Genomic DNA, 26,683 nt, shown 5'->3' with positions numbered 1-26,683 from the left:
ACGCTCTGATCGAAAATCGATGCATAGGATACATTCTCCACGACTGCCGCTTAAGCGTCAAAGTTGAAATACTGAGATTTAGTGAGAAAACAGGAGAAAACATTACTTTATAGTGGGAGGAACCAGATGCTATCGGTTAAACAACGACGCACAATTATTTATGTTTTGCTGTTTTCTTTGATTTTTTCAAGTTTTGGATTAATTGCTGAACCACAGGAGGCGAGGGCGGCGACAGGGCTTCCTCGCATCTTGATTACGGAGTTGGTCCCTAACGCTGTGAACGGTACGGGTGGCGTGACTTCTGACATGTATGAGTATGCGGAAATTTACAATAACTCCGATCAGCCGGTGAAATTGTCGGACTTGCAGTTCATAATTAGGAGCGACGATGCTAAGGATTCCCAAGGAAATCCAAAACCCACATCAAGCGACCCATGGCAAGGCTGGGATGCAACTGAGTCCGCGAAAGTTATTCCGCCTTGGGGTGTTATGGTGATCTGGGTTAAGCAAACAAGCAATAATCCCAACACACTTGACGATTTTTATACATATCATAAAACGTTTAATGCGGATTTAAAAAAAGAACAAATTGCTATTTTCAAAGGAACCGGATTCGGCAATGTAGCTGCTCGAACTTTTATTGTCAAGGATAAGGATGGTAAAGATGGCAATATATTGTCTACAGCGAGTTATGTTGGTACGTCGACAAGCGATCCTTTGGACAAAACATCGATTCAATACTTTTATCCTAAAGACGGCACCACAGCGATGGAGCATAAAGGAGACCCATCAAGGAACCAGCCTCTAACAACCGGAAAATTGAATGCTATGCAGCTCCCTTTGCAGGAAGTGGCCAACCCAATCGTGACATGGAGTGACGGACAGGCAACGGTTAGTTGGACAGCACCAGATATCACGGGTTACAACGATTACTCGTATATTAATGTCTATGACCAAACGGGAACGATTGTTGCGGGTCCGATCACGAAAGAAATGAAACAAAGTGTGAATATTCATCTACTAAATGGAACCAATTATACTTTTACGATAAAGACTGTTCTTGACAATGTTAGTGAAAGCAGCGGTGTAACTTTACCGACAGGGCAACCAACGGGATCGTCGCAATTTCCGCCATCTGGAATATATCAAGATTCACCTGATTTAAATGGAAGGAAGGAACAGTCCGATCTTGTCAATTTCTTCAAAGTAAGTGAGAAGGGGCCGATCATTCCAGGCTTGCAGCAATATTTGGTGCCGCAAGGGATGGCTTACGATGCAGCCCATAATTGGCTCTTGATCTCCCATTACCGTGAAGGAAAATCAAGCATGCTTTCGGTTGTCGATATGATTACTGGCAAGCTGATCAAGGCGATGGAGCTGTACTCGAATGCGAGCACTGCATACAAAGGGCATGCGGGCGGAGTGGCTGTCAGCCCGAATTATGTATGGCTTTCTTCGGATTATAAAGTGTATCAGATAAAAATGGACGATCTTGTTAGTGCGCAGGACGGAGGAAAGCTTGTATTTTCCAGCAGCTTTAATACGGAGACGAAAGGCTCCTTTCTTACCTATGCAGACGGATTCCTATGGTCAGGGGATTACGAGGATTTGGCCAATTATTCGACGAAAGCGTCCCATTATCTGACCAACAGGGATAATCAACCTCATCACGGCTGGGTTGCAGGCTATCGTTTGGACGCTACCGGAACCCCTGCGGCTTCGCCTGAACAAATTTTTTCTATTCCGGATAAAATTCAAGGAATGGCTTTCGTTCAGGATAAAATTGTATTAAGCAGATCCGGCGGACGAACGAATATGAGCCAGTTGATCGTGTACAAAAATCCGTTAAAGTCGAATATCCCCTCCGACAAGACCGTTGATGTTGGAGGCACCGGAGTTCCATTAACAATATTGGACGGGGTGAACGCGATCAATTCGTTGATCATACCGCCAATGTCCGAAGGCGTCTACGAATACAAAGGGAAACTGTACGTATTGTTCGAATCGGGAGCAGCAACTTATTTGTACAACGGCACTTACCCGGTTGATTCCATATACTCGGTCAATATTGAGCCGTACCTTCAACCGCAGGAGGATAAGTTTCCGGAGCTGCTGGTTACGGAGGTCTCTCCCGCGCCAAAAGGAGCGAGTGAGCCGAATGAGTTTGTCGAAATCTATAATACGACGAATCGGCCGATCGATTTGACTGGGTACAAGTTATACTATTACTACAATCCCGGCTCCCAGCCATGGTTCGATGGGGTTACCAAGTGGAACTTGGTGGCGAAAAATAACATTATAAATCCGACGAACATGATCATTCAGCCTAAATCCGCGAAAATTATATGGTTAATCAAGCCGCAATATAAAGATAAACCGTATACCATTGATCTATTCAATAGCGAATTCGGAACGAATTTGACTGCCGATCAATTTGTATTCGCCGATCTCAAAGATGGCGATGCCATGTACGATACGGGGAACCGTTACGTTGCTATTGTTTCCCCAGAGGGAGATAAGGTCAGGGATCGGTTAAGCATGGCGGGCTATAATGCGGCAATGGAGAATAAAGATTGTAATAACGATGCCAGCAAAGGTACGGTTACTTGCGATGTTGAACGAGCCAAAAGCGAAAGCATCGACTATTCTTACCCTGTAGCCGGCATTAACATGGACGGCAGACTAATGGTGGCTTCGCCTCACCAAACGCCCACACCAGGTACAGTCAAACCGCAACAAATAGCAAACTTCCCGTCTTCGCTTTCAAACGACGTCGAAAAACCGATTGTCACTTGGGATGATAAGCAAGCGAAGATCGAATGGACGGACCCGCCCATTGTACAGGATTTTGAAGTAAATATATACGACGCGAAGGTTAGCCTGATCGGCACTGTATCCAAGGGGATAAAGTCATACACTGTGGCAGGGCTAGAGAACGGTACGGATTATCAATTTACATTGAAAGTGACAAGATTTGGGTTGGAAAGCAAGGGTGTAACGACAGAGACAGGATATCCAAAGGATGGCGAAGCACCCGCGAAGCCGAAAAGTTTGAAGGGAAACTCGATAGATGGCGACATCGTTCTGGAATGGACTTCTAACACGGAAGCCGATTTGGTCGGATATAAGATATACGTGGATGATAAGCCAATATCAAGCGAACGTGTCGATGTGGAAGCTTCCAAAAGCAAGCATGCCTTTAAGACAGACGACTTGGAAGACGGAAAAACGTATCAAGTCTCCATCGCCGCTGTTGATACAAGCCGTAACGTTTCCGAAAAATCAGATTCTGTTTCGATCAAATACGAGGGAGGTCCCAGCGGGTTTAAAGGTACGGCTGGCGACAAATCGGCAACACTCACTTGGAATCCGATGTTGATCGACTTGCTCGGGTATACGGTGTACCAAAACGGCCAACCGCTGACCGTTTCCAATTCGGTGTATACGGTAACATACAGTACGTATTCCTATACGGTGACAGGGTTGGCAAACGGAACGAAATATAATTTCGCTGTAACCGGTGTGAAGAAAGATAATAAAGAGACGCCGAAATCGAACATAATCGAGCTTACTCCATTTGTGATGACCGACATTTCGCTTGATATTCCTTCAACGATCCCGGTGGGCGGCATATTTAACAGCGTCGTAAAAGCCGTGTATGACGGTAGGCCGGCGGAGGAAATTAAGCTGAACGTTTCGTACAAGAGCGCGGATGCCTCGATCGTCTCTATTGAAGCTTCGGGACAAGGAAAGGCGCTCAAGCTTGGCAAAACGGTCATTGAAGCCACTTACGGAAGCTACAAAACATCGCAAAATATTGAGGTAAAAGAGGATTTGATTTCCTTGGAACTGAGCGGTGTGCCATCAGCGCCTTTCTACATTGGCGATAAAGCGCAGCTGAAATTGACAGCGAAGTATAGCGACCAATCGACGAAAGAGGTCACGGCGGGGGCTACCTACACAGTAGACCCGTCCGCGGTCGCAACCGTTTCGAGCTCAGGGTTGCTTGAAGGCAAAGCCAAAGGAGAAGCGACCATTAAAGCCGCGTTCGGCGGAAAATCAGCCGAGCAGAAAGTTACGGTCAGTGAAAAGGCATCCCCAGTTACACTGGTCTCCCTTGAAATCATCGGAGTGATATCGAATTTCTACCCTGGGGACCGAGTACAGCTGAAAGTGACAGCGAAGTACAGCGATAATACGACAAAAGATGTCACGAATTCGGCCGCATATACTAGCAGTAAGACGGATATCTTAACGATCAGCTCCACAGGTATGATCGAAGGGAAGAAAACGGGTGATTCCATCATCAAAGCCGACTTCGGCGGGAAATCCGTTCAATCGACGGTAAGCGTTGTTGATCGACCGCTCAACTCAGGCGGAGGCGGAGGGGTTGTGAGCGGTGGCTCTTCGTCGGGATCGGCGAACTCATCCACGCTCGGTGCTTCGTCGCTGAAAGCCGTCAAGGAGAATGATTCGCAAGGACGAAGCGTGACCAGGTATGAAGTAGATTCGGCCCAGCTGGGGAATGCCTTCAGATCGCTCAAGGCGGATGAGCGCAAAGTGACGATTAACATTAGCAGCAGCGAACCGGTAACCAAAGTTGCAATGCCGGCCTGGACCTTGCAGGAAGGTAGCAAAAATTCGCCGAACGCGGCCATCGTCATTCAGAACGGCGGAATATCTTACGAGATTCCGGTTAAGGCTTTCAACTTCGATTCCTTGGCCAAGGAGCTCGGGGGCACTATAGATAAAATGACGATCAACGTCGTTTTCACGGCGCAATCCGGCCAAGAGGCAGATCGTATTAAAGCCGTCATGACCGGTCAAAACGCGAAGGCGTTGACGACCGCTTACGACTTCACGATTCAAGCAACTGTCGGTGGAAAAACCGTTGAAGTAAAAAGCTTTAACGGCGAATACGCAGTGAGAACGTTAGAAGTTACGGGGAAGATGGATCCATCCAAATCGACCGGTGTGCTCATCGATTCGACCCGTGGAACGATGTACTTCGTACCTACCATATTTACTACATCGGGGGGCAAGACGCAAGCATCAATCATGAGCCAGAGCAATAGCATTTATGCCGTGGTAGAGCTGAGCAGAACATTCGCCGACGTGAAGGGCCACTGGTCGCAAAAAGACGTCGAGCTGCTGGCGTCGAAGTTGGTGGTCAGCGGCGTGGATGATCGCAACTTTGCGCCGGACGCGCAAATCACCCGTGCCCAATTCGCCACCATGCTCGTTACGGCGCTCGGTCTATCCGGTCTTGCGGATAACGTAAAGGCGGCGCCCAAGTTCAAGGATGTCGCTGCCGGCGACTGGTTCGCTTCGGCGGTCGCCGTTGCTGCAGAGAAAGGCTTGATCAGCGGGTACGAGAATAACGAGTTCCGGCCGAATGCGAACGTGACGCGCGAAGAGATGGCCGTCATGGTCGTCCGAGCGCTCCAGCTCGTGGACAAACGGGACGTTCCGGCGGCAAAGCTTGTCCAATTCAGCGACGGAACGGCGATTGGCAGCTGGGCCAGCGCATCGGTAGCCAAGGCTGTAGATACGGGGATTATCCAAGGGGTCACGGATACATCCTTCGAGCCGGGACAATATGCGACGCGTGCCCAAGCGGCCACGATGCTGAAACGAATGCTGCAATATTTGAAATTTATGAACTGATGCAAGGGATGAAGTAGCGGATAGCCCCGATCTTCCGTCATGGAAGCGCGGGGCTATCCTGTTTTTTAACCGTAAGGGGCATCGCCAAGCACAGGCTGTTCGCGCTTTGCGTATACAATCGCGGAGGGATTTGTTAAAATTGGTTTATGAACTCCAATTCTACTGGCAAAGGAAGAGCTATGCAGAGAAGATCGATCCCTATCGCCCCGGTCTTTTATAAATATCTCGTTTCCTATATTATCGTCCTGCTGATTCCGGTAGGGCTGCTTGGCGTGAACGGATCGATGCAGCTGAAGGAAATCGTCAACCAATACGTGGAATGGACGAACAAAGAGATGCTCAACCAACTCGGTGAGAGCGTCGATACGAAAATCCTCGAAATGAACCGGATCGCCGCCCGCATATCGTCCAATCCGGATTTAACCCCCTATGCGGTCACGAAAGATTTTTACAGCGCGTACTTGACCAAGCCGCTGCTCGATTACAAAGTATCCAATGATTTTATACAAGAGGTATTGTTTTATATCCGGGAGCAGCCGAGTCTATATTCATCTGTCAGTACGTATCGCCTTCCGAATTTTATTAATGACATTTACCATTTTCCGAACTGGCCCGAGGAACAGTTTCGTCACGATTTGAACACCATCGCGAAACCGACGCTTCGGCCGGCGGAAGATGTCCTGTTCATGTCTTCCGCGCACGAACGGTATATCAGCTACTTATTGCCGATTCCGACTTCAAGTCTTCATCCATACGGAACGGTCCTTTTCCTGATCAAAGAAAGCTCACTACTCAATTATTTGAAATACGAAGCGTACCCGCGCGCCGGAAATACGATTATTTATGACGAGAATAACCGGGTTGTCACCTCTTACAAAGGGGAAGGACATGCGGAAGAAGAAGCGCTGTATCGCGCGCTGGAACCGACGGGCAGCATGTTCTCGGTACTGGAGCTGAATCATGTCAAATATTTCGTCTCCCGCCTGAAATCGGATCAAACCGGCTGGACGTACGTGAATGTGCTGCCTGTCGCGGACGTGATGAAGCCGATCAACGACGTGGTGTCCAAATGGCTTCGCACCCTGTTTTTCATTCTGCTGCTCGGCAGCTTCGTTATTTATGCCCTGCTTCGTTATAATTACAATCCGATCAAGAAGCTCGCGCAGCTGGCCGAGATGCATCTGGGCAAGACGATTGCGAAGAGCAACGAGCTCGATACGGTCCGCACGCTCATTGACAAAATTATGCTGTCCAACGACGAGTTGGGACAGAAGTTCGAAAGAAACCGTTCCGCCATTCGCCAGCAGCTGCTGCTCGATCTGCTGAAGGGCGAGATCGAGACGCAGGAACAGCTGCGGGAACGCGGCAGCGAAATCGGCGTATCGCTCGAACACCCGGTATATGCGGTATTTGTGGTCGAAGGCGCCGGACTCACGGCGGCCACGATGCAGTGTGTTGCAGACGCGATCACCGGCCGCTCGGGCGAAGCGCTTGCGGTGTACGCCAAGGAAAGCATCGGGAACGACATGATGATTTTCCTTGTCTCGACGAGCCGAACGGAGGAAGAACTGTCCGAATGGATGCGGGAATGGCATGAAGCAGTGTTCCGGGACTTCGGCGTCAAACTGACATGTGGCGTCGGCCAGCCGTACCGCGAGCTGAAGCAGTTCGGGCGCTCGTTCATCGAAGCTTCCACGGCGTCCGATTACAAGTTCATTAAGGGTAGCGGTCAAATCATTCATTTCCGCGAAGTCGCTTCCGATCACACTTCCACCTTGTTTGACACCGGCAAGGAGATGGATCACTTAAGCTTTTTGCTGCGCGAAGGGAAGACGAAGCAAATCGCCGAGACGCTGGCGCAATTCACGCAGCATATCAAGCAGGGTGGAACGACCTTGTTCGTAGCGCGCTGTTTGTGCTTCGACATCATCCATACGGTCATGCTGACGGTCCAGGAGCTGAGGAATGAATTCCCGCAGCTGACCGGACAGCTGCCGGATGTCATGACGCTGATGCAGTTTCATACCGTCGAGGAGCTGGCCGAGCTGATCACGAAGGCGTGCATCGATGTGAGCCAGGCGGTGCAGGAGCTTCGGGGCCATCCGAGCGAACGGCTGCTGGAAAGCATGCTGGATTACTTGCATACCCACTGCCGCCAGCCGGATTTTTCCGTGCAGGCGATGGCCGGCCATTTCGCGTTATCCGCTTCATACTTGAGCCGTTTTTTTAAAGAAAATACCGGACAGACGATCTCCGATTACGTTCATTCGATACGGATTAATAATGCCAAGAAGCTGCTGGAGCAAAGCGATACCTCGATCAAGGACATTGTGCAGCTGGTCGGTTACTTTGACACGTCGAGCTTTATTCGCAAGTTCAAGACGGAAGTCGGCGTGACGCCGGGCGAGTACAGGAAAATGACGCGGCAGCAAGCGGGCAGCCCGCCAACCGGTTGAATGACCGGTTTTTTTCGTGTTTGCGGCACTTCATGAACCGCATATGGACGAGTCAAATACCGCATATTCAAGGCGGCAACAAGCCTTTGCACAGCGGAAGATCAGATTTCGCATATGGCGCGTGAAAGCGCTTATATACGCGGCGCCGGAAACTTTTTTACAATAATAAGCGAAACGGAAGCCATCCATAACGGAAGAAGGGAGGGGGAAGATTGACAGCGAGACCGATAGAGCACTCGGCTCCGGCAACACAGAAGAAGCAGACGCTGCGGCGAAGCCCGGGCTGGAAACGCGTCTTGCACAATTACGAGCTGTATTTGTTTATTCTTCCTACGCTGGTCTACTTTATTTTGTTTCACTACGTTCCGATGTATGGCGTACAAATCGCATTCAAGAACTTCATTGCCGTCAAAGGGGTGACCGGCAGCCCGTGGGTCGGATTCGAGCATTTCGAACGGTTTTTCGAATCGTACCAATTCATTACGGTTATGCGCAACACGCTGGGCATCAGCCTGTACGAACTGTTGGTCGCCTTTCCCGCGCCGATCGTGCTCGCGCTGCTGCTCAATCAAGTCACGAGCGAACGATTCAAAAAAATCGTGCAGACGGTCACGTACGCGCCGCATTTTATTTCCGTCGTCGTCATCGCCGGCATGCTGTATTTGTTCCTGTCACCGAAGCAAGGTTTGGTGAACCAAATCTTAGTGCTGCTCGGGATGGAGCCGGTCTTCTTCATGGCGAGTCCGGATTGGTTCAAGACAATCTACGTGTTCTCCGGCATATGGCAAAATATCGGCTGGGCGGCGATCATTTATTTGGCGGCGTTATCCGGCGTCAATCCGGATTTGCACGAAGCGGCCGTCGTCGACGGCGCCACGAAGCTGCAGCGCATCCGGCATATCGATCTGCCGAGCATCATGCCGACGATCGTCATCCTGCTCATCCTGAACGTCGGGCATCTGATGAGTATCGGGTTCGAGAAAGTGTACCTGCTGCAAAACCAGCTCAATATCGACGCTTCGGAAATCATTCAGACCTATGTGTACAAGGCTGGTCTCATGAACGCGCAATTCAGCTATTCGGCAGCGATCGGGCTGTTTAATTCGGTCGTCAACTTCATCCTGCTGATCTCGGTCAACCAGTTGGCCAAAAAGACGAAGCAGGCCAGCCTGTGGTAAAGGAGGACCCGCAACATGATTGCAACCCGTACCCGAGCGGATCAAGCGTTCGACATATTCTCTTATACGCTGTTGTCCCTTCTGCTGCTTGTCGTGCTGTATCCGCTCTATTTCGTCGTCATCTCGTCGATCAGCAACCCGGATTTGGTCAACTTGGGTAAAGTTACCTTGTACCCGCGCGGCGTGACGCTCGAAGGCTACCGGCGCATTTTCTCTGACGCGACCCTCTGGCTCGGTTTCCGGAACTCGCTCCTGTATACGGTGCTGGGCACATGCCTGAACGTCGTACTGACGCTGACCGCCGGATATGCGCTGTCGAGAAACGATTTGGCCGGACGCAACGTGTTCATGTTCCTGATCGTGTTCACGATGTTTTTCGGCGGCGGGCTGATCCCGACCTATTTGCTGATCAAAGGCTTGGGGCTTGTCAACACGATCTGGGCGATGATTCTTCCGAACGCCGTCTCCGCTTACAATATCATCATCACGAGAACGTTTTTTCAAGGCAGTGTTCCCGGCGAACTGCTCGAAGCGGCCAAAATGGACGGGAGCTCCAATACCCGTTTTTTCCTCCAAATCGTGCTTCCCATTTCACTGCCGATCGTCGCCGTTATGGTGCTGTTCAGCGCCGTCGGGCACTGGAACTCGTATTTTCAGGCGCTCATTTATTTGAAGGACGACGAGCTTCAACCGCTGCAAATCATTCTGCGCAAAATATTGATCAGCGGCGAAGCGGCAGAGAATATGGTCGACGGGCTTGTGAACCAGGCGGAAATCGTCAAAATGGCTGAAACGATGAAATACGGCGTCATTATCGTGTCGAGCCTCCCGGTGCTCGTGCTATATCCGTTCCTGCAAAAATATTTCCTTAAAGGCGTTATGATCGGTTCTCTGAAAGGATAAGCTTTCAAAACGATAAAAATTGGGGGAATGGTTAGATGAAGACAAAATGGTGGGTACACGGCGGGATGGCGACTGCGCTCGTCATGACGGCAGGACTGAGCGGCTGTAGCGGGGCTGGCGACGGGGGCGGAGCGAAGTCAAGCGACAAGCCGCAGCAATCCCAAGCGCCGGCGAATATGAACGCAGCGGGATTACCGATCGTCAAAGATAAGGTGAATTTGAAAATTGCCGGGTTTTACGGCATTGCAGGTCAGAAGCCGTTCGGCGATCTGCCGTTCTTCAAAGGCGTCGAGGAGAAAACGAATGTTCATATCAACTGGCTGATGAACGATTCGAACGGATTCAAGGAGAAGAAAAATTTGATGTTCGCGAGCGGTGACTTGCCGGACGCTTTTTATGGCCATTATATATTGGATACGGACGAAGTCGTGAAATACGGTTATCAAGGCTTGTTCATCCCGCTCGAAGGGCTGATCGACAAATACGCGCCGAATTTGAAAAAAATATTGGATGAAAGCCCCGACTACCGCAAAGATTTGACGGCGCCGGACGGCCATATTTATTCGCTGCCGACGATAGACGCTTCGTATGCCAAATCGAAGGACGCGCTGTTCATCAACAAGAAGTGGCTGGACCAGCTGGGCTTGCCGCTGCCGACGACGCCGGACGAATTTTACAAGGCGTTGAAGGCGTTCAAAGATAACGACATGAACGGCAACGGCAAAAAGGACGAAGTTCCGTTCTCATTTCGCGTACACGCGATTACCGGCATTTATTCCATGTACGGCTCGTTCGGGCTGCTCGATAAGCAGGATCACATCATCATGAAAGGCGATCAAGTGATCTACACGGCCGTTCAGCCGCAGTATAAAGAAGCGACCAAATATTTCAACAAGCTGTTCGCCGAAGGGCTGGTCGACCAGGAATCGCTGACGCATGACGAGAAAGTATACGGCTCCAAGCTGCGGAGCAAGGAGAAAAATATCGGAGCCTTCGTCGCCTGGACGGCCGCCACGTATATGGACCCGGATCAGGCCGCCGATTTCGTGCCGCTGCTGCCACTCAAAGCGCCGGACGGATCGAGAGTGTGGAATCGTTATCCTTCGGGAATCTTGAGCAAAGGCGCCTTCGCGATCACTTCGGCGAACAAAAACCCGGAAATCACGATGCGCTGGATCGACTATATGTACGATACGAAGGTGAGCCTGGAGGCGGTGAACGGCACGATCGGCACCGTCATGAAGGAGAACGGGGACGGAACGCTCAGCTACATCGATCCTCCGAACGGCGTGAACGCAAACGAATTCAGGCATATGACGGCGCCGGGCTCCACTTCCGTCTTCGCGAAAACGAGCCGCACGCCGGCCGTCACGGGGAAACCGAACGATAAAGGCGACTTGGATAAAATGTATGAGCCTTATCTGGATAAAAACATTTTCCCGAACATGTATTTCAGCTCCGAGGAAACGGATGCCCGCACGCGGTATTTGACCGATATCGACGCTTATGTCAAGAAGATGCAGGCCAAATGGCTGATGCAGGGCGGCATCGACGCGGAATGGGATGAATACGTGAAGAAGCTGAAGGAAATGAATCTCGACAAGCTCGTCAAGGTGTATCAGGACGCGTACAACCGGTATAAAGCAATTAAATAGACAAAAGGGGCAGGCAGCGGATGATTATCCTTTGCCTGTCCCTTTGCTTATACTTGTTCGCGAGCCGGCGCTACTGGTAGTTCGGATTCCAGACACGCGCCTTGTAAAAGGCGGCAGATGTCCGGCTGCGGTACGTATCCGGGCCTACGAACCGGACCGTATCGGTGCACCAGTCGCTCTGACAGCCTTTCTTCGGTGTCGTCAGCACCACCTGGCCCGTGAGCAAGCTGCCGACGCTCTTAATTCCGCGCACATTGATTTTGGGTGCGTCGGGGAATCCTCTGGACCAGCTTTTGTCCGATTTGACGTATTGCAGCACTTCGGACCCGGTACTGACCCATAGGCGGTCCGTATTGCCGTACACAGGCTGAAGATCGTGGCCGTCGGCCGAAGGGAGGTTGACCTTCAGCTCCTCCTTCAGCACGGGGGCTTCGGGCGTGCCCTCCACCTTGAGGGCGACCAGATGATCGTGTCCGAGTGCCCAGAGCACGTTCTTCTGCGGGTCCCATAGTACGCCGTGCGCCGTCTTCATCGGATATTCGGCATATTTGGACGATGACGGCCCTTGGGAAGACGTGTACACCCGGACCCAGCCGCCTGTGCTTGCGGCGATCGCAATGTTCCCGTTGGGCAGCAGCTCCGCTTCATGCGGGTTGCCGCCCACCTGGAGTGCCCACTTCTTGCTGTCTCCGGCAGGGTAGGGGATGATGGCGGCAAGACCTCTGGAATCGGTGACGACCATCCATTTCCCACCGAATGTATCGTTATTGCGGAGCTTGATGCCCGAGGGGAGTCCCCAGCCCGGCGTAACGCTGCTGAATCCGTTCGTTGAGGTCGGTTTCCATGACCATTTGATCGCCTGCTCGCTGTTCCAGTCTTCCGCGCTCGGATCGAGCACGATAATTTTTTGCGAAGCCTGGTCTGTGACGGCGACCCAATTGCCGATTTCCGGCTCGGGTGCTTTGACCGTAGCGGCGGGTTTACTGCTGCATCCTGCGACGATGGCTGCGGCCATCAGCATTAAGAACAACCAGAGGGAGCTTGCACGTAGAAGGCGGCCGGTTATCAACGGTGTTGCTCCTTTCGAATGTACTTATAGATTCCTGACTTCATTATATAAAGGGAATTTCCAGTGATACATGGAATTTTGTAGTTATTGGAAAATTTTATTTTCCCGCCGTTTTTTGCCGATACATTTGATTGATCTCAGCTACAACTTTTTGGTAACGATCATCCTGTTTTAATTTCAATATCCAGGCATCATACGCTTCGATCGTCATTTGTCCGATAATGACCTTCATTCGAACATCGTTTACCGAGCTGAGCAGGCTTGCCCAGGCATCGTAATTTTTTTCCGGATATAAACCAGCCGACGGATTGGGGGGAACGGCTCTGCTTCGCTGCTCCACAATTCGCTTGTTGCGCTCGTTTATTTCCGGGGAAATGCCGATGGCCGATACGACCTGCGTATCGCCGAGCGGTCTCCAGATCGAGCCCAGATTGTCGCCGATGATGACCAAATCTTTTTTGGCCTGCTCCGTCGCCGTACGTATGCCGTCCCGTTCCGTGTAGTGAATGCCTTTCAGACCGAAGTTGACCAGATCGTTTCCTTCCGGCGAGTAGCCATAATCGAGAAACTGCAATATTTTTTTCATCTTTGGTTCAGGGACGCTTTTGGGGATCAAGTAAGCGCCGAAAAAGCCGCCTTCCGTCGTCGGCACATAAGGGACGCCGCTTGGCCCTTTAAGAAACGAAAGCGGCAAGATGTCGGCTCTCGGATTCGTTTTGCGCAGCTCTTCGATGAATTTCCATACGTACCCCATCGAGAGCGATGTGGCGCCAGCCTCGCTCCGCTTGATCGCCTCCTCCATTTGCGTCAGCTTCATGATTGGCAGGTTCGGATCGATGATTTTGTCGTCGTACGCTTTCTTGATCCAGAGCAGCGCATCTCTGGAGGCATCCTCGGTGATGAGCGGGTGGAGCATGCCGTCACGCAGCTTCCAAGCGCCTCCGGTTTCGTTGAACGTGCTGAACACGAACTGCAGTGAGCTGAAATAGCCGGAGAATCCGATCGTATCCTGCTTGCCGTTCTGATCCGGATCCTGGTACGTAAACGCATAGAGCACCCGGTACAGCTCATCCATCGTCTGGGGGACGTTCAGCTTCATCCGCTCCAGCCAATCGAGACGGAGCATCGGGAATTGCTCGCCTCCGACGACAGGATAATAGCGAGGAACGGCGTAATGCTTGCCGAATAGTTTGGAGTTCTCCCAAGAATAGTCGGGCAATGCGGACAGATTGGGATATTCTTGAATATAAGGCGTTAAATCCCAAAACAATCCTTCCTTGACCAGGTCTTTCAGGATGGGCATATTCAGGTTGATGGCAAATGTCAAATCCGGCAAGTCCCGGGAAGCGAGCAGCATGCGGATTTTATCGTCGAACGAGGTGGAAGGAATCCACGTAATTTTCAGATCGGTCTGCGTCCGTTTCTCGAGCTCGTTCCAGAGCGGATTATCTTCGCCGACCATTGTCTGCGCGTAATTCATAATTTGCGTCGTGATCACAGTCGGTTTGGCTCGTTGCTCTCCGCCGGTGCGCGTGAAGCTGCATCCGGAGAGCATGACGGCGCCCGCACAGAGCAAGCCGAACAGGAGACGGCAAAGCGGCATCGGTTTCAACATGACGGGTATCCTCCATAGAGAAGAATCAGACTCTGCGAGCTAAGCGTATGCGCTTTGCCCGTTTCCGTCAATATGAACCTTTTGCAGGCCGCCCGCGCCTCCTGAATGAGGGACGATTATTTCATCAGCTCGGCAATTTTTTTGTTGGCTTCCTCATGGGCTTCCCGGAGTGCCGTATTGATGTCCTTCTTCTCCTTGAGCACGCCGGTGTTCATCGCCTTCTCGGCGATCAGCTCCACTTCCTTGTCGTATTTGGTCGGCATCGGATTCGCATTGTATACGTTTTTGAAGGCGGCCTGAATATTTTTGCCCTTGAGCGACGGCAGCTCACTGCCGAACAGTTCCTTCGTTTTCGTATCGTTCAGCACGGACATTTGGCCCCGCTTGGCGACCAGCTCCTGGACCTCCTGACTGGATAGGAAGTTCATGATTTTAAAGGCCAGATCCTTGTTCTTGCTTGTGGAGGACAGCAGCAGGAGGCGCTCTTCCGTTTCGATGCCTTTCGGGCCTGAGCCGGACTGGATCGGGAACGTCGCCACATCCCAGAAGCTCATGTCCGCTCCCTCCTGATGAAACGCTTCGCTGTTGCCGAACGTGCCGCCGTACGTCAGCGTCATCCCGACGTTCTGATCCTTGAAGAAGCGGTTGACCAGATTGCCGGACGTGGCGTTGCCCGGAATCGAACGGATTTGCTGGTACAGGTCAAAATATTCTTTCCACGGCTCCGTGTTGAGCAGCGACTTGTTCGTTTTCGGATCGACCTTCGGAAGCAGCCGGGAGATGCCTAGGCGCGACGGCGAATTCGGCTCGAACGCGGCAATTTTGCCTTCGCTGGCGGAGCCGAGCACTTTGGCGATCTTAATCGTATCTTCGAGCGTCATGCCATCCTTTGGAAACGGGATGCCGTATCGTTCAAAAATATTTTTGTTGTAAAACAACAGGCCGAAGTTGAGCGAGAACGGCATGGCGAGCATTTCGTTTTTGCTCGAGAACGATTTGATTTCGTTGATGCCGCGCGGTTGAAACTTGCTCATGTCCACATTGTACTTCTTGATTAGCTCGCTCACATCGGCTGGAATGTTCAAATCGGTAAAGTTGAGCATATTCAGCGAGCTGGTGAACGTGATGTCCGGGTATTCACCGGTCGAGAGCAGCTCCACCGGCATCGTTCCTTTGCCGGCCCGGACCAGTTCAAGCGTCACTTTCGGAAACTTTTTCTCTACCGGTTGTTTCATCCAATAATTGAAATCCAGATCGGTAATGCCCGCATACTGCTGGAACACTTTGATCGTGACCGGTTCGGACGGTCCGGTATCCGGCGATTCCGCCGCTCCCTGGGCCGGCGCTGCAGACGGTTTCTGTTCGCTCTTGCTGCAGCCGACGAACATGGACGAGCATAGTAACGCCAAGCTTGCCACTACAAGTACTTTCTTTTGAACCCCTGAGATCGATCGCATAACTACCTCCTTGAATGTCGCTCGGATTCGAGCCGATTGCAACGTCATCGTAGGCCCGGCAGCAATTCCGGTCAATAAGAACGTTTTGCATACCGATTTCCTGACGCTGTCTTTTTTTGCAGAAGGTCGAATCATGTCGGCAGTTCGTGACAATCCGGCGGCGAACGTTTACAATAAAAGGGAGTCATAATGCTGCAAGGCAGGTGAAACGGCACAATGAAGGCGATGCTGCGCGATAGGGGCACCTTTTTCTGGAAAAGCTTGATGCTCGTTCTTGTGGCTAGCTGTTTGCCTGCGATGCTGATCGGCATAAGCATTTATTATGTAGGCGCGCACACGATCGTGCGCGAATTGAACAGTGCGCATAAAGTCCAGATGACGCAAACGATTCAGCGATTCGACGATTATTTATCGAATCTGGAAAATTATTGTGCGCTGCTTGCCTTTAACCCGGGCGTCGATTCCACGCTCAACCGGATGGATTTTGCGCAGCAGTACCATAGCACGAGAAATTTGTTCAAGACGCTGATGCTCATGAAGGGCTCCAATCCTTTGATCAAAGACGTCGCCTTATATTTGAAGGAGTCGGGCAGCATCATCAGTGATTATTTGGGCGTCAGAACGCTGCAAACGGCCAAAGACCGTCAGCTCGCCAGCTCGCTGCTCAATACGGACAAGCTGACGTTTATGACCGATCTGCAGCTGGATGCGCTGCCCGAGACGTCGAAGGTCGTCGCCATCAAACTGTCCGATCAGAACGGACGGGCGCCTTTCGGCGCATTCTTCATCTTCATCAACCAGTCGATGCTCGATCGGCTCGTCGGCAGCTCCGCAACGGGAGGCGGTTCGGCATTCCTGATGGACGATAGCGGCCGGCTTGTCACGAACGATTCGTCTGCCGATCCGCAGCTGCAGCGGGCGCTTAAGGACGCGGTCATGAGGGGAGCCTCTTCGGAAGATACATTCGTGTACGGATATGGCGGCGCTGCCTATTCCGTGTCGCATCAGGAGTTGTCCCGTCTGGGGCGCAAATGGATTTACGTATCGGCGACGCCGCTCAGTCAAATTACGGCGCCGGTCACGTCATTGTCCCGGATCATATTGATCATCGGCACCTGCGGGCTTATCGTCGTACTGCTCATCGCATGGGTTACGTCGAACCGGATGTACCGTCCGATTCAGCGGCTGATCAATCGTCTGCAGCCCGGCAAAGAAGCGGATAGCGGGCCGAACAACGAAATTGCGAGAATCGAAACCCACTGGGAGCGGCAAATGGAAGAACGGATGGCGCTGCAGACGCGGATTGAGAAATCGCTGCCTTCGCTGAGGGAAATGTTTTTGCTGCAGTTTTTTCAAGGAAAGTATACCGGCCTGTCGGAAGAAGAGATGCGGGGCAAGCTGCGGCAGTACGGCTGGCGCACGGAGCGCCGCAAATTTGCGTTTCTTGTGCTGCAGCTCCATGGGACGATCCCGCCTGATCGCCGCATGACGGACAAAGACCACCGTCTGGTCGCCTATGCGGCCGCCAATATTATGGAAGAGCTGACCGAAACGCAGCTGGAGCATGGGCAGGTCTTCCCGTTCCACGACTCATCCATCGCCGCACTGCTCGTGCTGCCTCCGGATCTGTCGTATGAAGAGGCACATCGGCATGCGGCTGATTTTGCGCAGACGGTGCTGAGTACGGTCGGCGGACTGCTGCGCATGCAGGTGACGGTCGCTGTTGGCAGGCTGAAGGAATCGCTGCTGGAGACGCCGGAAATATTGGAGGAAACCCGCAAAGCGCTTCGTTACCGGCAGATCGGCGAGGCTTGGCAGCTGGTGGACGTTCATGAGCTGCAGCAGCAGGGTGAAGAGACGGTGCAATTTCCGTTCGTGCTGGAGAAGGAATTAATTCATGATTTGCGCATGGGTTTGGAGGAACAGGCAAACATTCATTTGCGGCAATTTGTGTCCACGCTGCGGGACGACGGAGGCACGGAGCTGTGGATCCAGCAGGGGATGATGAAGCTGCTCGGCAGCATCCACGAAGCGGTGCTCAAATCGGAGATCAATCCATCCGTCTTGTTCAACGGAGAACATATGTATGACGAGCTGCTGCAGATCCGGGACCCGGAAGAAATGATCCGCTGGTTTCAAAGCAAGGTGATCCGGCCTTTCATTCAGCGCGTTCCCAAAAGCTACAACCTCCAAATGAAGGATACGGTAGAGGAGATGCTGGAGCAGCTTCACGAGCTGTACTTGAGCGATATTTCCCTTGAATATTTCGCGGAAAAATCCGGCGTCAGCCTATCCAAACTGAGCCGGGCGTTCAAGCAAGTCACCGGGGAAAACTTCGTTGACTACGTGACGCGTCTGCGTCTGGCCAAATGCAAGGACTTGCTCGTGACGACGAACTTGAAAATCGGCGACATCGCCGAGACGCTTCGTTATAATCCGCCGTACCTGGTACGTATATTTAAAAAGTATGAAGGCATGACCCCCGGGCAATACCGCGAAAAGCACGCGGAGCCTTCACAGCAGCACTAGCGCTCCCCGGATGCAGGAGGGTCGAATCTGCGTCCGGCGGCCGTGCAACTTTTGAGCTGCCAGAGCCGTATTATCAGGTAGGCTGCACTTTGGAGCGGAACAGCTGCTCAAACTGCTCGATGAGCGGTTTGTTCTCTTTTGCGAGCGTGATGAAGTAATTGTACATCCCTTGAATAATAATCCCGTTGGCCTGTTCCTTGCCGATTTCGGATGCCAGCGCCTCCAGCGTTTGCAGCAAAGCTCGGCTGCACTGCGGATCGTCAACCCGCGTCGTAATCCACTCCCGCAGCCGCTCGATGCTGGTCTGCAGCGAATGCCCGTCGGACGGGTTCGCATAGGCCGGATGAAGGTAGGACGGATTAAGAATCGGCTCGGTTTTCCTATGTAAAATGCCCTGCACCAGATCGTCCAGCCGCTCGATCAAATAGATGGATAATGTGGCGCTGTCCATCGGATGGTTGTGAAAAATAGCGAAGAAGAAATATTCTTTCAGCAGCCCGTTCAGCATGCCGGCGCAATCCAGCGCATTCGGCGCAAGGGCGGGGCCGTAGAGCTCGGTAATCCGGTCCTGGTACCATTTCAGACTGCGGGCCGATTCCTGCAGGAACAGATCGGAAAGCGCCTGGGTATGAGAGAAAGCGATTCCTTTCATGATCATGCAAAGAAACGCCTTGTCCTCGAAGACGAGCTTGCACTGCAGCTGGATCGCAATGATGAGCAGCTCTCTGGGGCTTCGCGATAGTTTGAACTGCGCTTCGTGAAGTTCGGCGTGGAATCTTTCGAAATAATGGCGATATATGGAGACGAGCATTTCCTCCTTCGACTGAAAGTGCTGGTAGAAGGCCCCCTTGGATACGCCGGCTAAACTGACGATGTCTTGAACGGAAGCGGTATGGTAGTCTTTTTCGCCGAAAAGCCGCATGCCGGCATGGATCAGCTGCATCTTTTTGTCATTCATTGCCAGATTCACGTCCTATGTCTGTCCTGGGTAGGCAGAAGATTCATATTACCGACATTGTATAATCAGAACCTCGGTTCGTCAAGACATTGACCGACTGGTCATTCTGAAAAGGTTCACAAAAAAAATGATTGAAAATATCACTATTTTTCATTATATTACTTGGTATGACCGACTGGTCATTTTTGGTTTCCCTGCTGTCCGGGAGATGAGCCCGAGGCGATACGGCGGGACGAATGGGGAGATGATACGCGTTTTGCCCAGTACATATACCGAATTGCAAATGTCCGTTAGTCATTATATGTCGCTTTTGTTTGAAGATCACGGATTCAGTCCGCTGACCGGAAGATTGTTTACGCTGCTGCTGTTTGCGGATCGGCCGCTGAGCTTACAGGACATGGCCGGGAAGCTGGAAGTATCCAAGGCGGCGGTCAGCGTGCAGATCCGGACGCTCGAACGGGAGGCGTTGTGCCGCAAGATGCGGACCGTCAAGGACCGCAAAGATTACTATGTCATCTCCGGCGATCTTGGCGCGACGATTCTTCGCAGCAAGCTGGAGCAAGTCAGGAAATTTCGCGATACCGTCGATGGTATCTTGGATGCGCTTGGGCAGTGCGGCGAAGTGCAGCCGCAGGACGAGGCGTCCCACGCCGCGTTCAAGGAACGCTACAGCGAATTGTCGATGCTTTACCATCTGCTTGCAGGCAAGCTGCAAGGAGTGGAGAAGGAGTGGCTGCAAGGGCGAGCCCGCTCCCTGGGAGAACTCGATTTTCGTTCACCCGGATATATATAGCCCGCGGAATGGAGTGAAGGAATAGAACGATGAATTACTTAACACGGTTTTCGTTAAAGAATGTTGCCGCGATCATTATTATTAGCGCCCTGCTGTTCATAGCCGGGGGATTTTCGGCAACGACGCTGAAGCAGGAGGCGATGCCCGACATCTCGCTTCCAGTCGTCTTCGTGAGTACGATTTACCCGGCGACGCCGAAGGACGTCATGGAGAATGTGACGAAAAAACTGGAGAAGCGGGTTGTCGGGATCGAAGGAGTGAAGAAAGTCAGCTCCACCTCGAACGACAATTATTCGGCCATTACGGTCGAGCTGGTGAACGGAAGAAGCCCGGACGATGCTAAAAAAGACATCGAAGCGGCGATTTCCGACGTCAAGCTTCCGGTGGGGGCTGGCAAGCCGAAAGTATCCAAGTTCGGCAGCAATGAATTCCCGGTTTATTTCGCAGCGGTGCACGGCAATGAGAATATGAACCGCGAAGAGCTCAACCGGATTTACAAGGACATTATTGAGCCGACGCTCAGCGCCATGAAAGGAATCGATCACGTCGACTCCGTCGGCGAGGAAGTTTCGACATTAAAGCTGAAGCTCGACTTGAACGCATTGACCAATTTCGGATTGACGCCGACAACCGTAACACAGAGCATTCAGGCCGCTCTGACGACGAGCCCGGCCGGTACGGCCGAATTTAGCGGCACGACGCAATCCGTTCGTGTGGAAAGTGATTTGAATACGATATATAATTTAGAAAATATGAAGCTTTCGACGCCGACGGGAGATACGCTTCTGCTGAAGCAAGTCTCGAAGGTCGAAGCGATCTCGGATTCCGAATTCGTCACGCGCCTGAACAAGGAGCCGGCGATCGGTATTACGCTCTACAAGGCGAAGGACGCCAATACGGTGCAATTCGCAAACGATGTCGAGAAGCTGTTTAAAGGCTGGGAGCAGGAATTCCCGAACATGAAGTTCACGACCGTGTACAACTCGGCGACGGACGTGAAGAAATCGATCAATGGCATGCTGAAGGAAGGGGCTTCCGGCGCTCTCCTCGCATCGATCATGATACTGCTATTCTTGCGGAACGTTCGAATGACGCTGATCGTTCTCGTCTCGATTCCGCTGTCGATTTTGACGACGCTCTGTATTATGTCGTCCCTCGATATTACGCTGAACATCATGACGCTGGGCGGCTTGACGATCGCCGTCGGGCGGGTCGTGGACGACAGTATCGTCGTTATCGAGAACATTTACAGTGAATTGCAGAAGGCGCAGGAACGTAACGAATCGGTTATCCGAATGGCGACGTCGCGCGTGGCATCGGCCATTACGTCTTCGACCATCACGACGGCCGGCGTATTTCTTCCGATCGCGTTTGTCGGCGGCATTCTGGGGGATATTTTCAGACCTTTCGCCATTACGCTGATCGTCTCGCTTATGGCATCGCTGATCGTAGCATTGACGGTCATTCCGATGCTCTGTAAGCTGCTGGTGCTCAACAGCAACAAGATCAAGTTCCATGATGAGAACCACATCGGCAAATTTGCGCTTCGCTACAAAAAGGTTTTGGACTATTCTTTACATAATCCGAAGAAAATTTTGTTCGCTTCGTTCCTGATCTTTGTCTTGTCGATCGGCGGAACGGTACCGTTCCTGGCCGCTGCCTTCATGCCGGAGAGCGCGACGGACAAACAAATCCAAATTACGCTGAAGCTGCCTCGGGAAACGTCATTCGAATCGATGGATTTGAAGGTTAAAGAAATCGAGGACATGATGGGCAGCGCGAAGGACGGAGCCGGCCAGCCGGAATTCGATTATTTCGAGTCGATGGTGGGCTACGATCAGAACAATATGAGCGGAGAACGCACTTCGTACCGCGCTATGATCATGGCTGCGGTCTCGCAAGCTTCCAACGCCAAAGAAGTGGCTGCTGCGTACAAAGAGAAAATTTTGTACTTGCTTCCGAAAGGTTCTGAAGTGGAAAGCTCGCTGTTGTCGGGCTCAATGGGCGGTACAAGCGAAGATTTTGCCTACCTGCTCAAGGGGGATGACTTGATTCAACTGATGGCCGGCGCGGAGCTCGTGAAGGCGAAGCTGCGCGAATTCCCGGAAATGCAGGAAATCAAAGACAACCTGAACGAGAAGAAAATGCAGGTTACCGTGAGCGTGGATCAGAACAAAGCGCGCTTGTACGGACTTTCTTCCGCCCAAATTACCGAAGCAGTCAGCAGTTGGCTCGCCAAGACGGACATCGGCGAAGTCAAATTCGACAATGTCACTTATGCGACCAAGCTGATGCTGGACGACGATTATAAGAACTCGCTCGATAAGCTCGGACGCATTCATATCAAAACGCCGACAGGCACGATGGTGAACTTGAACGAAGTCGCCAAAGTGCGTCAAGTCGATGCGCCGGCGTCCATTACGCGGGAAATGCAAGAGCAGTTCGTGAAAATTACTGCAAAGATCGACAGTAAGGATAAAGGCGGAGTTAGTGCTAAAGTGACGGAAGCGCTCAAGTCGGTCGAGCTGCCGAACGGCGTGCGCACGCAGGTTCAAGGGGTGAACGAAGACATTCAGGAGAGCTTCGGTCAAATGGCGATAGCGATGCTGGCTGCGATCTTCATCGTTTATCTTGTTATGGTTATCGCATTCGGCAACGCCAGCGCCCCATTCGTCATTTTGTTCTCTTTGCCGCTTGCCGCCATCGGCGGATTTTTGGGATTGCTTATCGCGAACGAATCGATTAATATTACTTCCTTGATCGGCTTCCTCATGCTGATCGGCGTCGTCGTTACGAATGCGATCGTATTGATCGACCGCGTCCAGCAGCTTCGCGAGGAAGGAGCCGGCGTGCAAGAAGCGCTCATCTCCGCGGGCCTTTCGCGTTTGCGTCCGATTATTATGACGGCCGGAGCAACTGTGTTTTCCTTGCTCCCGTTAGGGATTGGTTTGTCGGAAGGATCGCTTATTTCCAAAGGATTGGCGGTCGTTGTTATCGGCGGCTTGACCACTTCGACCGTATTGACCTTGGTCGTCGTTCCGGTTGTATACCAAAGCATCGACCGGATGAACAACCGCATTGCCCGTCTCTTCAAGCGAAAAGCGAACACCTCTGCGGATTCCAACGCGGCTCCAGCCGTGCATTAATCCGCGAAACCACCTTATGGAGTACAAGGAAAAAGGAGAATCGATCCATGAAGCTAATGAAATCTCGTGTGTTGAAACATAGCGCGAAGCTGGCCGGAGCGGTTGTACTCGGCGCAGCCCTGATGACGGGCTGCTCCGCAGCTCCCGATGCCAAAGCATCGCAGGAGAATACGGCCGAATCGCAGGTGAAGACCGTCAAGGTTACGAAAGTATCGAAGAAAAAAATAAGTGAGCCCCTCGAGCAGGTAGCGGATGTTGTCTCTTCGCTGCAGATCGATATTATCGCGAAAGCCGGCGGCGACATCCAGGAAATATTGAAGAAGCGCGGCGATATGGTGGAGAAAGGCGACATCATTCTCCGCCTCGATCCAACCGACGTATTGATTCAGAAAGAAAAGGCGCAAATCGGCCTGGCCGGTTCCCAGCAGCAGCTGACGAAATCGAAGCAAGACGTGGAGGACGGCAAGCTGGAGCTGAAGAACGGCATCGCCAAGCTGGAAGCGTCGCTGAAGGATGCAGAGAAGAACTACAGCAAGATGCGCAACGATTACGATCAGGGACTTGTCGAGAAAATTCAGCTCGAACAAACCGAGACGCAGCTGAACAACATGAAGCTCGACTTGGAGAACAACCGCAACAAACTGCAAACGTTGGAAAAGACGAATTCGCTTGCCCAGTTGGAACAAGCGGTTCAATCTGCCGGCGTATCGATCAAGGAACTGGACCGGACGCTGGAAAATCTGGAAGTCAAGGCAAGCGTCAGCGGCATATTGACGGACTTGCCGGTGGAAACGGGCATGACCATCTCTGGCGGCTTCAAGGTCGCACAAGTGCAGCAGCTTGACCCGATCAAGATCAAGGCCGAGCTGACGGAGCAATCCGCCGCCATGATTAGAGGCAAGCAGGAGCTGACGTTCTACATTCCCGGGACGGTAGAGAAAACGAAAGCCAAGGTCAATTACCTTGCGGATGTGATGAGCGCCCAGTCCAAATCGTACGCATTGGAGCTTGAAGTGGCGAACGCGGACCGGAAGCTGAAGCCGGGCATGAAGGCTCAGGTGCTGCTGTCCGAGGAGCAGGATCAAGTGGTTGTAGCGATTCCTACGCTGAGCGTTGTGCGCGAAGGTGGCGACACGTTTGTGTTCGTGCTCACCGGTGATCAGGTCGAGAAGCGCAAGGTCGAGCTTGGCCGGTTGAACGAAGCCGACCAGGAGGTTATTTCCGGCCTGAAAGAAGGTGAACAACTCGTTACTACGGGGCAACATCAGCTGAAGGACAAGGAAAAAGTCAAACTTGGCCAATAAAGCAAATGCATAACTAACTGGAGGATAATTCGCCATGAACAAAAAAATGAGACGCACATTGACATCCGTCGCCATCTCGGCCGCGCTGATGAGCAGCTATGCTTATCCGGTGCTGGCCGAGGAGGCTCCCGAAGCTTCGGAAGCTGCCGAAACAGTAAGCAGCTCGTCCGTTGCCGCATATTATACGCTGACCGATACGCTGGACGTACAAGTGAAGAGCGCCGTGAACGAGCATGTACCTGCAGGTACGAGACTCGGCATCGTCGTCAAACTGAAAAACAACGGCGGCAAAATTACCCGCGTGCCGGAATATGAATTGAGAGTGACGACATCGGACGGCGTTACATATACGCTGCAGCCGAGCGCATCGAATCCGAAATCAATCCAACCGAAGGCGGATACCGAGCTGAGCTACATGTCCGTCATCGACCGTACCGACGACTTTACGATCAGCGAAGTCAACTACACTGACGTTGACTATTACGTCTATCCGAAGACCGAGACGCTTGTCGTGTCCGTTCCGGTCAGCGAGCAATCGTGGAGAGGCAGCGACATGACGATCACGAACCCGTCCGCGGTGAAGAAGTGGTCCGATACGTTCACGATCCCTTATTCCAATTCGCCGATTCAATTTACACCGGTAGGCATCACGAAGGAGCTGCGCGACCAAGGCGCGGTATATGTCGTGCAAGTGCTTGCCAAGAACGGCTCGGACAAAAGAGAAACCGCCCCGGACTTCTTGATCGACGGTAAAACCGAAGCGAAAGTATTTGCCGGCGAGCGTGTGGAGAAAGATGCCATCGTCCTTGAAGCGGGCGAGCAAAAATATATTCATTACGCGATCCCGACGGATCAAGACACGGTTCTTGCCAGCCTGAACCTGCTGACAACGGAGAAGTTCACACCGGCCGGTTCCGCTCTCATCTATCAATACAAGGTTGGCCGCTTGAACATCCTGCTGCCGAACCAAGCTTCCGGCGTTGCGGCCGCTCCTTATACGCTTGGCGAGTCGATGACGTTCGACGCGAACAGCCAGCTGATTCATCCGGATTTGAAAGTGTCGCTCGTGGAGTTCAACATGAATGATAACGCCGAGGAAGGCAACAAGACGGTGACCGCGAAGTTCCTGTTGAAAAACGGCAGCGACCGTCCGATGACCGTGCCGGTGTTCCAGACGAGCCTGATCAGCTCGGATGGCTACCAATATGACGGAAGCCGCCAAGCAGCTACAGCGGCGACGGTGCTGCCGAACTCCGGCTTGACCGTAAACTATGTATTCACACTGCCGGTATCCGAAACAGGCGATAACCTGACGTTGAAAGTCGAAGACGCCGTCATTGCAGCGCCTTATAAGACGCCGATCGCGACTTACGCGGTACAACTGCAGAAAAACAGCTCGATTGATACATTCAGCGTATATCCGTTTGATATCAAGCTGAACAGCTGGAGCATCGGTCTCGCGTTCAACGGCTCGGCATATACGTACAAAGGCAAGCTGTTTATGGACATTCAGCGCAAAAATGAAGTGCAAGCCGATCAAAACTTCCCGAACCTGTTGTTCGAAGTGTACGACAAAGACGGCCGTCTGATTGCAACGATCGAGAAGCCGCTGATCGGGCAAAATCGTCTGGTCACCGGCGAGAACAACTTGACCTTCACCGGAACGTCGGAGCAGTTCGATCCTACGGTGAAGCTGAAAATTTACGAGGCGTTCAAGACGAAGAACGGCCAGTCCAAGCGATTGCTGCTGGATCTGACGCAAAAGTAATTATTAATCTATCATATTGGCGAGAAAATCCCCGGGAGATGTTTTCCGGGGATTTTTGTGATTTGCCGGAGTGCTTCCTAACAACATTTTTCGACAAAATAACTTTTGATTCGACGAAATTTCCTAATGAAAAGGGAACGTACGTACTGTATAGTTGTTTTGTTGACACAATTTTGGGAAAAGGA

At 52.0% G+C, this 26,683-nt stretch carries 14 protein-coding genes; 10 read left to right on the top strand and 4 right to left on the bottom strand.

The features are described 5' to 3' along the window. The first annotated feature begins 126 nt into the window (after nt 1–126). The 5 genes from KXG62_RS27745 (at nt 127) to KXG62_RS27725 (ending at nt 11,859) form a co-directional block, all read left to right on the top strand. Nucleotides 127–5,667, top strand: a complete 5,541-nt coding sequence (locus KXG62_RS27745; RefSeq protein ID WP_218095280.1) for an S-layer homology domain-containing protein — start codon at nt 127–129, stop codon at nt 5,665–5,667. 179 nt (nt 5,668–5,846) lie between these two features. Then, nucleotides 5,847–8,123 carry a helix-turn-helix domain-containing protein gene (locus KXG62_RS27740; protein ID WP_218095279.1) on the top strand — a complete coding sequence of 759 codons (2,277 nt, stop codon included), beginning with the start codon at nt 5,847–5,849 and terminating at the stop codon, nt 8,121–8,123. Between the two features lie 212 nt (nt 8,124–8,335). Further along, entirely contained in the window at nt 8,336–9,301 is a 966-nt protein-coding gene (locus KXG62_RS27735) for an ABC transporter permease (protein WP_425517382.1), read from the top strand. Between the two features lie 15 nt (nt 9,302–9,316). Then, nucleotides 9,317–10,204, top strand: a complete 888-nt coding sequence (locus KXG62_RS27730) for a carbohydrate ABC transporter permease (RefSeq protein ID WP_218095278.1) — start codon at nt 9,317–9,319, stop codon at nt 10,202–10,204. A 35-nt stretch (nt 10,205–10,239) separates the two neighbouring features. Then, nucleotides 10,240–11,859: a type 2 periplasmic-binding domain-containing protein gene (locus tag KXG62_RS27725; protein ID WP_218095277.1), complete on the top strand. Its 1,620-nt coding sequence runs from the start codon at nt 10,240–10,242 to the stop codon at nt 11,857–11,859. 70 nt (nt 11,860–11,929) lie between these two features. Here the strand turns inward: KXG62_RS27725 and KXG62_RS27720 are convergent, their stop codons facing one another. From KXG62_RS27720 to KXG62_RS27710, 3 genes are all read right to left on the bottom strand, one after another. Further along, nucleotides 11,930–12,928, bottom strand: coding sequence for a DUF6528 family protein (locus tag KXG62_RS27720; RefSeq protein ID WP_218095276.1), 999 nt, complete (start codon nt 12,926–12,928; stop codon nt 11,930–11,932). 97 nt (nt 12,929–13,025) lie between these two features. Beyond that, nucleotides 13,026–14,543: an extracellular solute-binding protein gene (locus KXG62_RS27715; RefSeq protein WP_218095275.1), complete on the bottom strand. Its 1,518-nt coding sequence runs from the start codon at nt 14,541–14,543 to the stop codon at nt 13,026–13,028. Nucleotides 14,544–14,659: 116 nt separating this feature from the next. Next, the gene (locus KXG62_RS27710) at nt 14,660–16,000 is read right to left on the bottom strand and encodes an ABC transporter substrate-binding protein (RefSeq protein ID WP_218095274.1); all 1,341 of its coding nucleotides are present in this window, start codon (nt 15,998–16,000) and stop codon (nt 14,660–14,662) included. 216 nt (nt 16,001–16,216) lie between these two features. Between KXG62_RS27710 and KXG62_RS27705 the strand changes: the two genes are divergently transcribed. Further along, complete coding sequence (locus KXG62_RS27705) at nt 16,217–18,529, top strand: helix-turn-helix domain-containing protein (RefSeq protein ID WP_218095273.1); 2,313 nt, start codon at nt 16,217–16,219, stop codon at nt 18,527–18,529. Between the two features lie 73 nt (nt 18,530–18,602). On the opposite strand, the gene KXG62_RS27700 is transcribed toward KXG62_RS27705, so the two are convergent. Beyond that, a complete protein-coding gene (locus tag KXG62_RS27700; RefSeq protein ID WP_218095272.1) occupies nt 18,603–19,487 on the bottom strand; it encodes a TetR/AcrR family transcriptional regulator in 885 nt (294 codons plus the stop codon). Nucleotides 19,488–19,743: 256 nt separating this feature from the next. On the opposite strand from KXG62_RS27700, the gene KXG62_RS27695 reads away from it, so the two are divergent. The 4 genes from KXG62_RS27695 to KXG62_RS27680 are packed head-to-tail and all read left to right on the top strand — an operon-like array spanning nt 19,744 to nt 26,498. Further along, the gene (locus KXG62_RS27695) at nt 19,744–20,280 is read left to right on the top strand and encodes a GbsR/MarR family transcriptional regulator (protein WP_218095271.1); all 537 of its coding nucleotides are present in this window, start codon (nt 19,744–19,746) and stop codon (nt 20,278–20,280) included. A gap of 29 nt (nt 20,281–20,309) precedes the next feature. After that, nucleotides 20,310–23,426, top strand: a complete 3,117-nt coding sequence (locus KXG62_RS27690) for an efflux RND transporter permease subunit (RefSeq protein WP_218095270.1) — start codon at nt 20,310–20,312, stop codon at nt 23,424–23,426. A 47-nt stretch (nt 23,427–23,473) separates the two neighbouring features. Then, nucleotides 23,474–24,730 (top strand): efflux RND transporter periplasmic adaptor subunit, encoded by a 1,257-nt coding sequence (locus KXG62_RS27685; RefSeq protein ID WP_218095269.1) that lies wholly within the window; start codon nt 23,474–23,476, stop codon nt 24,728–24,730. Nucleotides 24,731–24,764: 34 nt separating this feature from the next. After that, nucleotides 24,765–26,498, top strand: coding sequence for a hypothetical protein (locus tag KXG62_RS27680; protein ID WP_218095268.1), 1,734 nt, complete (start codon nt 24,765–24,767; stop codon nt 26,496–26,498). Nucleotides 26,499–26,683: the final 185 nt, after the last annotated feature.

It is taken from the genome of Paenibacillus solanacearum, assembly GCF_910593845.1.
Lineage (GTDB): Bacteria > Bacillota > Bacilli > Paenibacillales > NBRC-103111 > Paenibacillus_G > Paenibacillus_G solanacearum.
The sequence above is the reverse complement of the archived record's forward strand: the minus strand, read 5'-3'. Positions and strand labels throughout refer to the sequence as shown.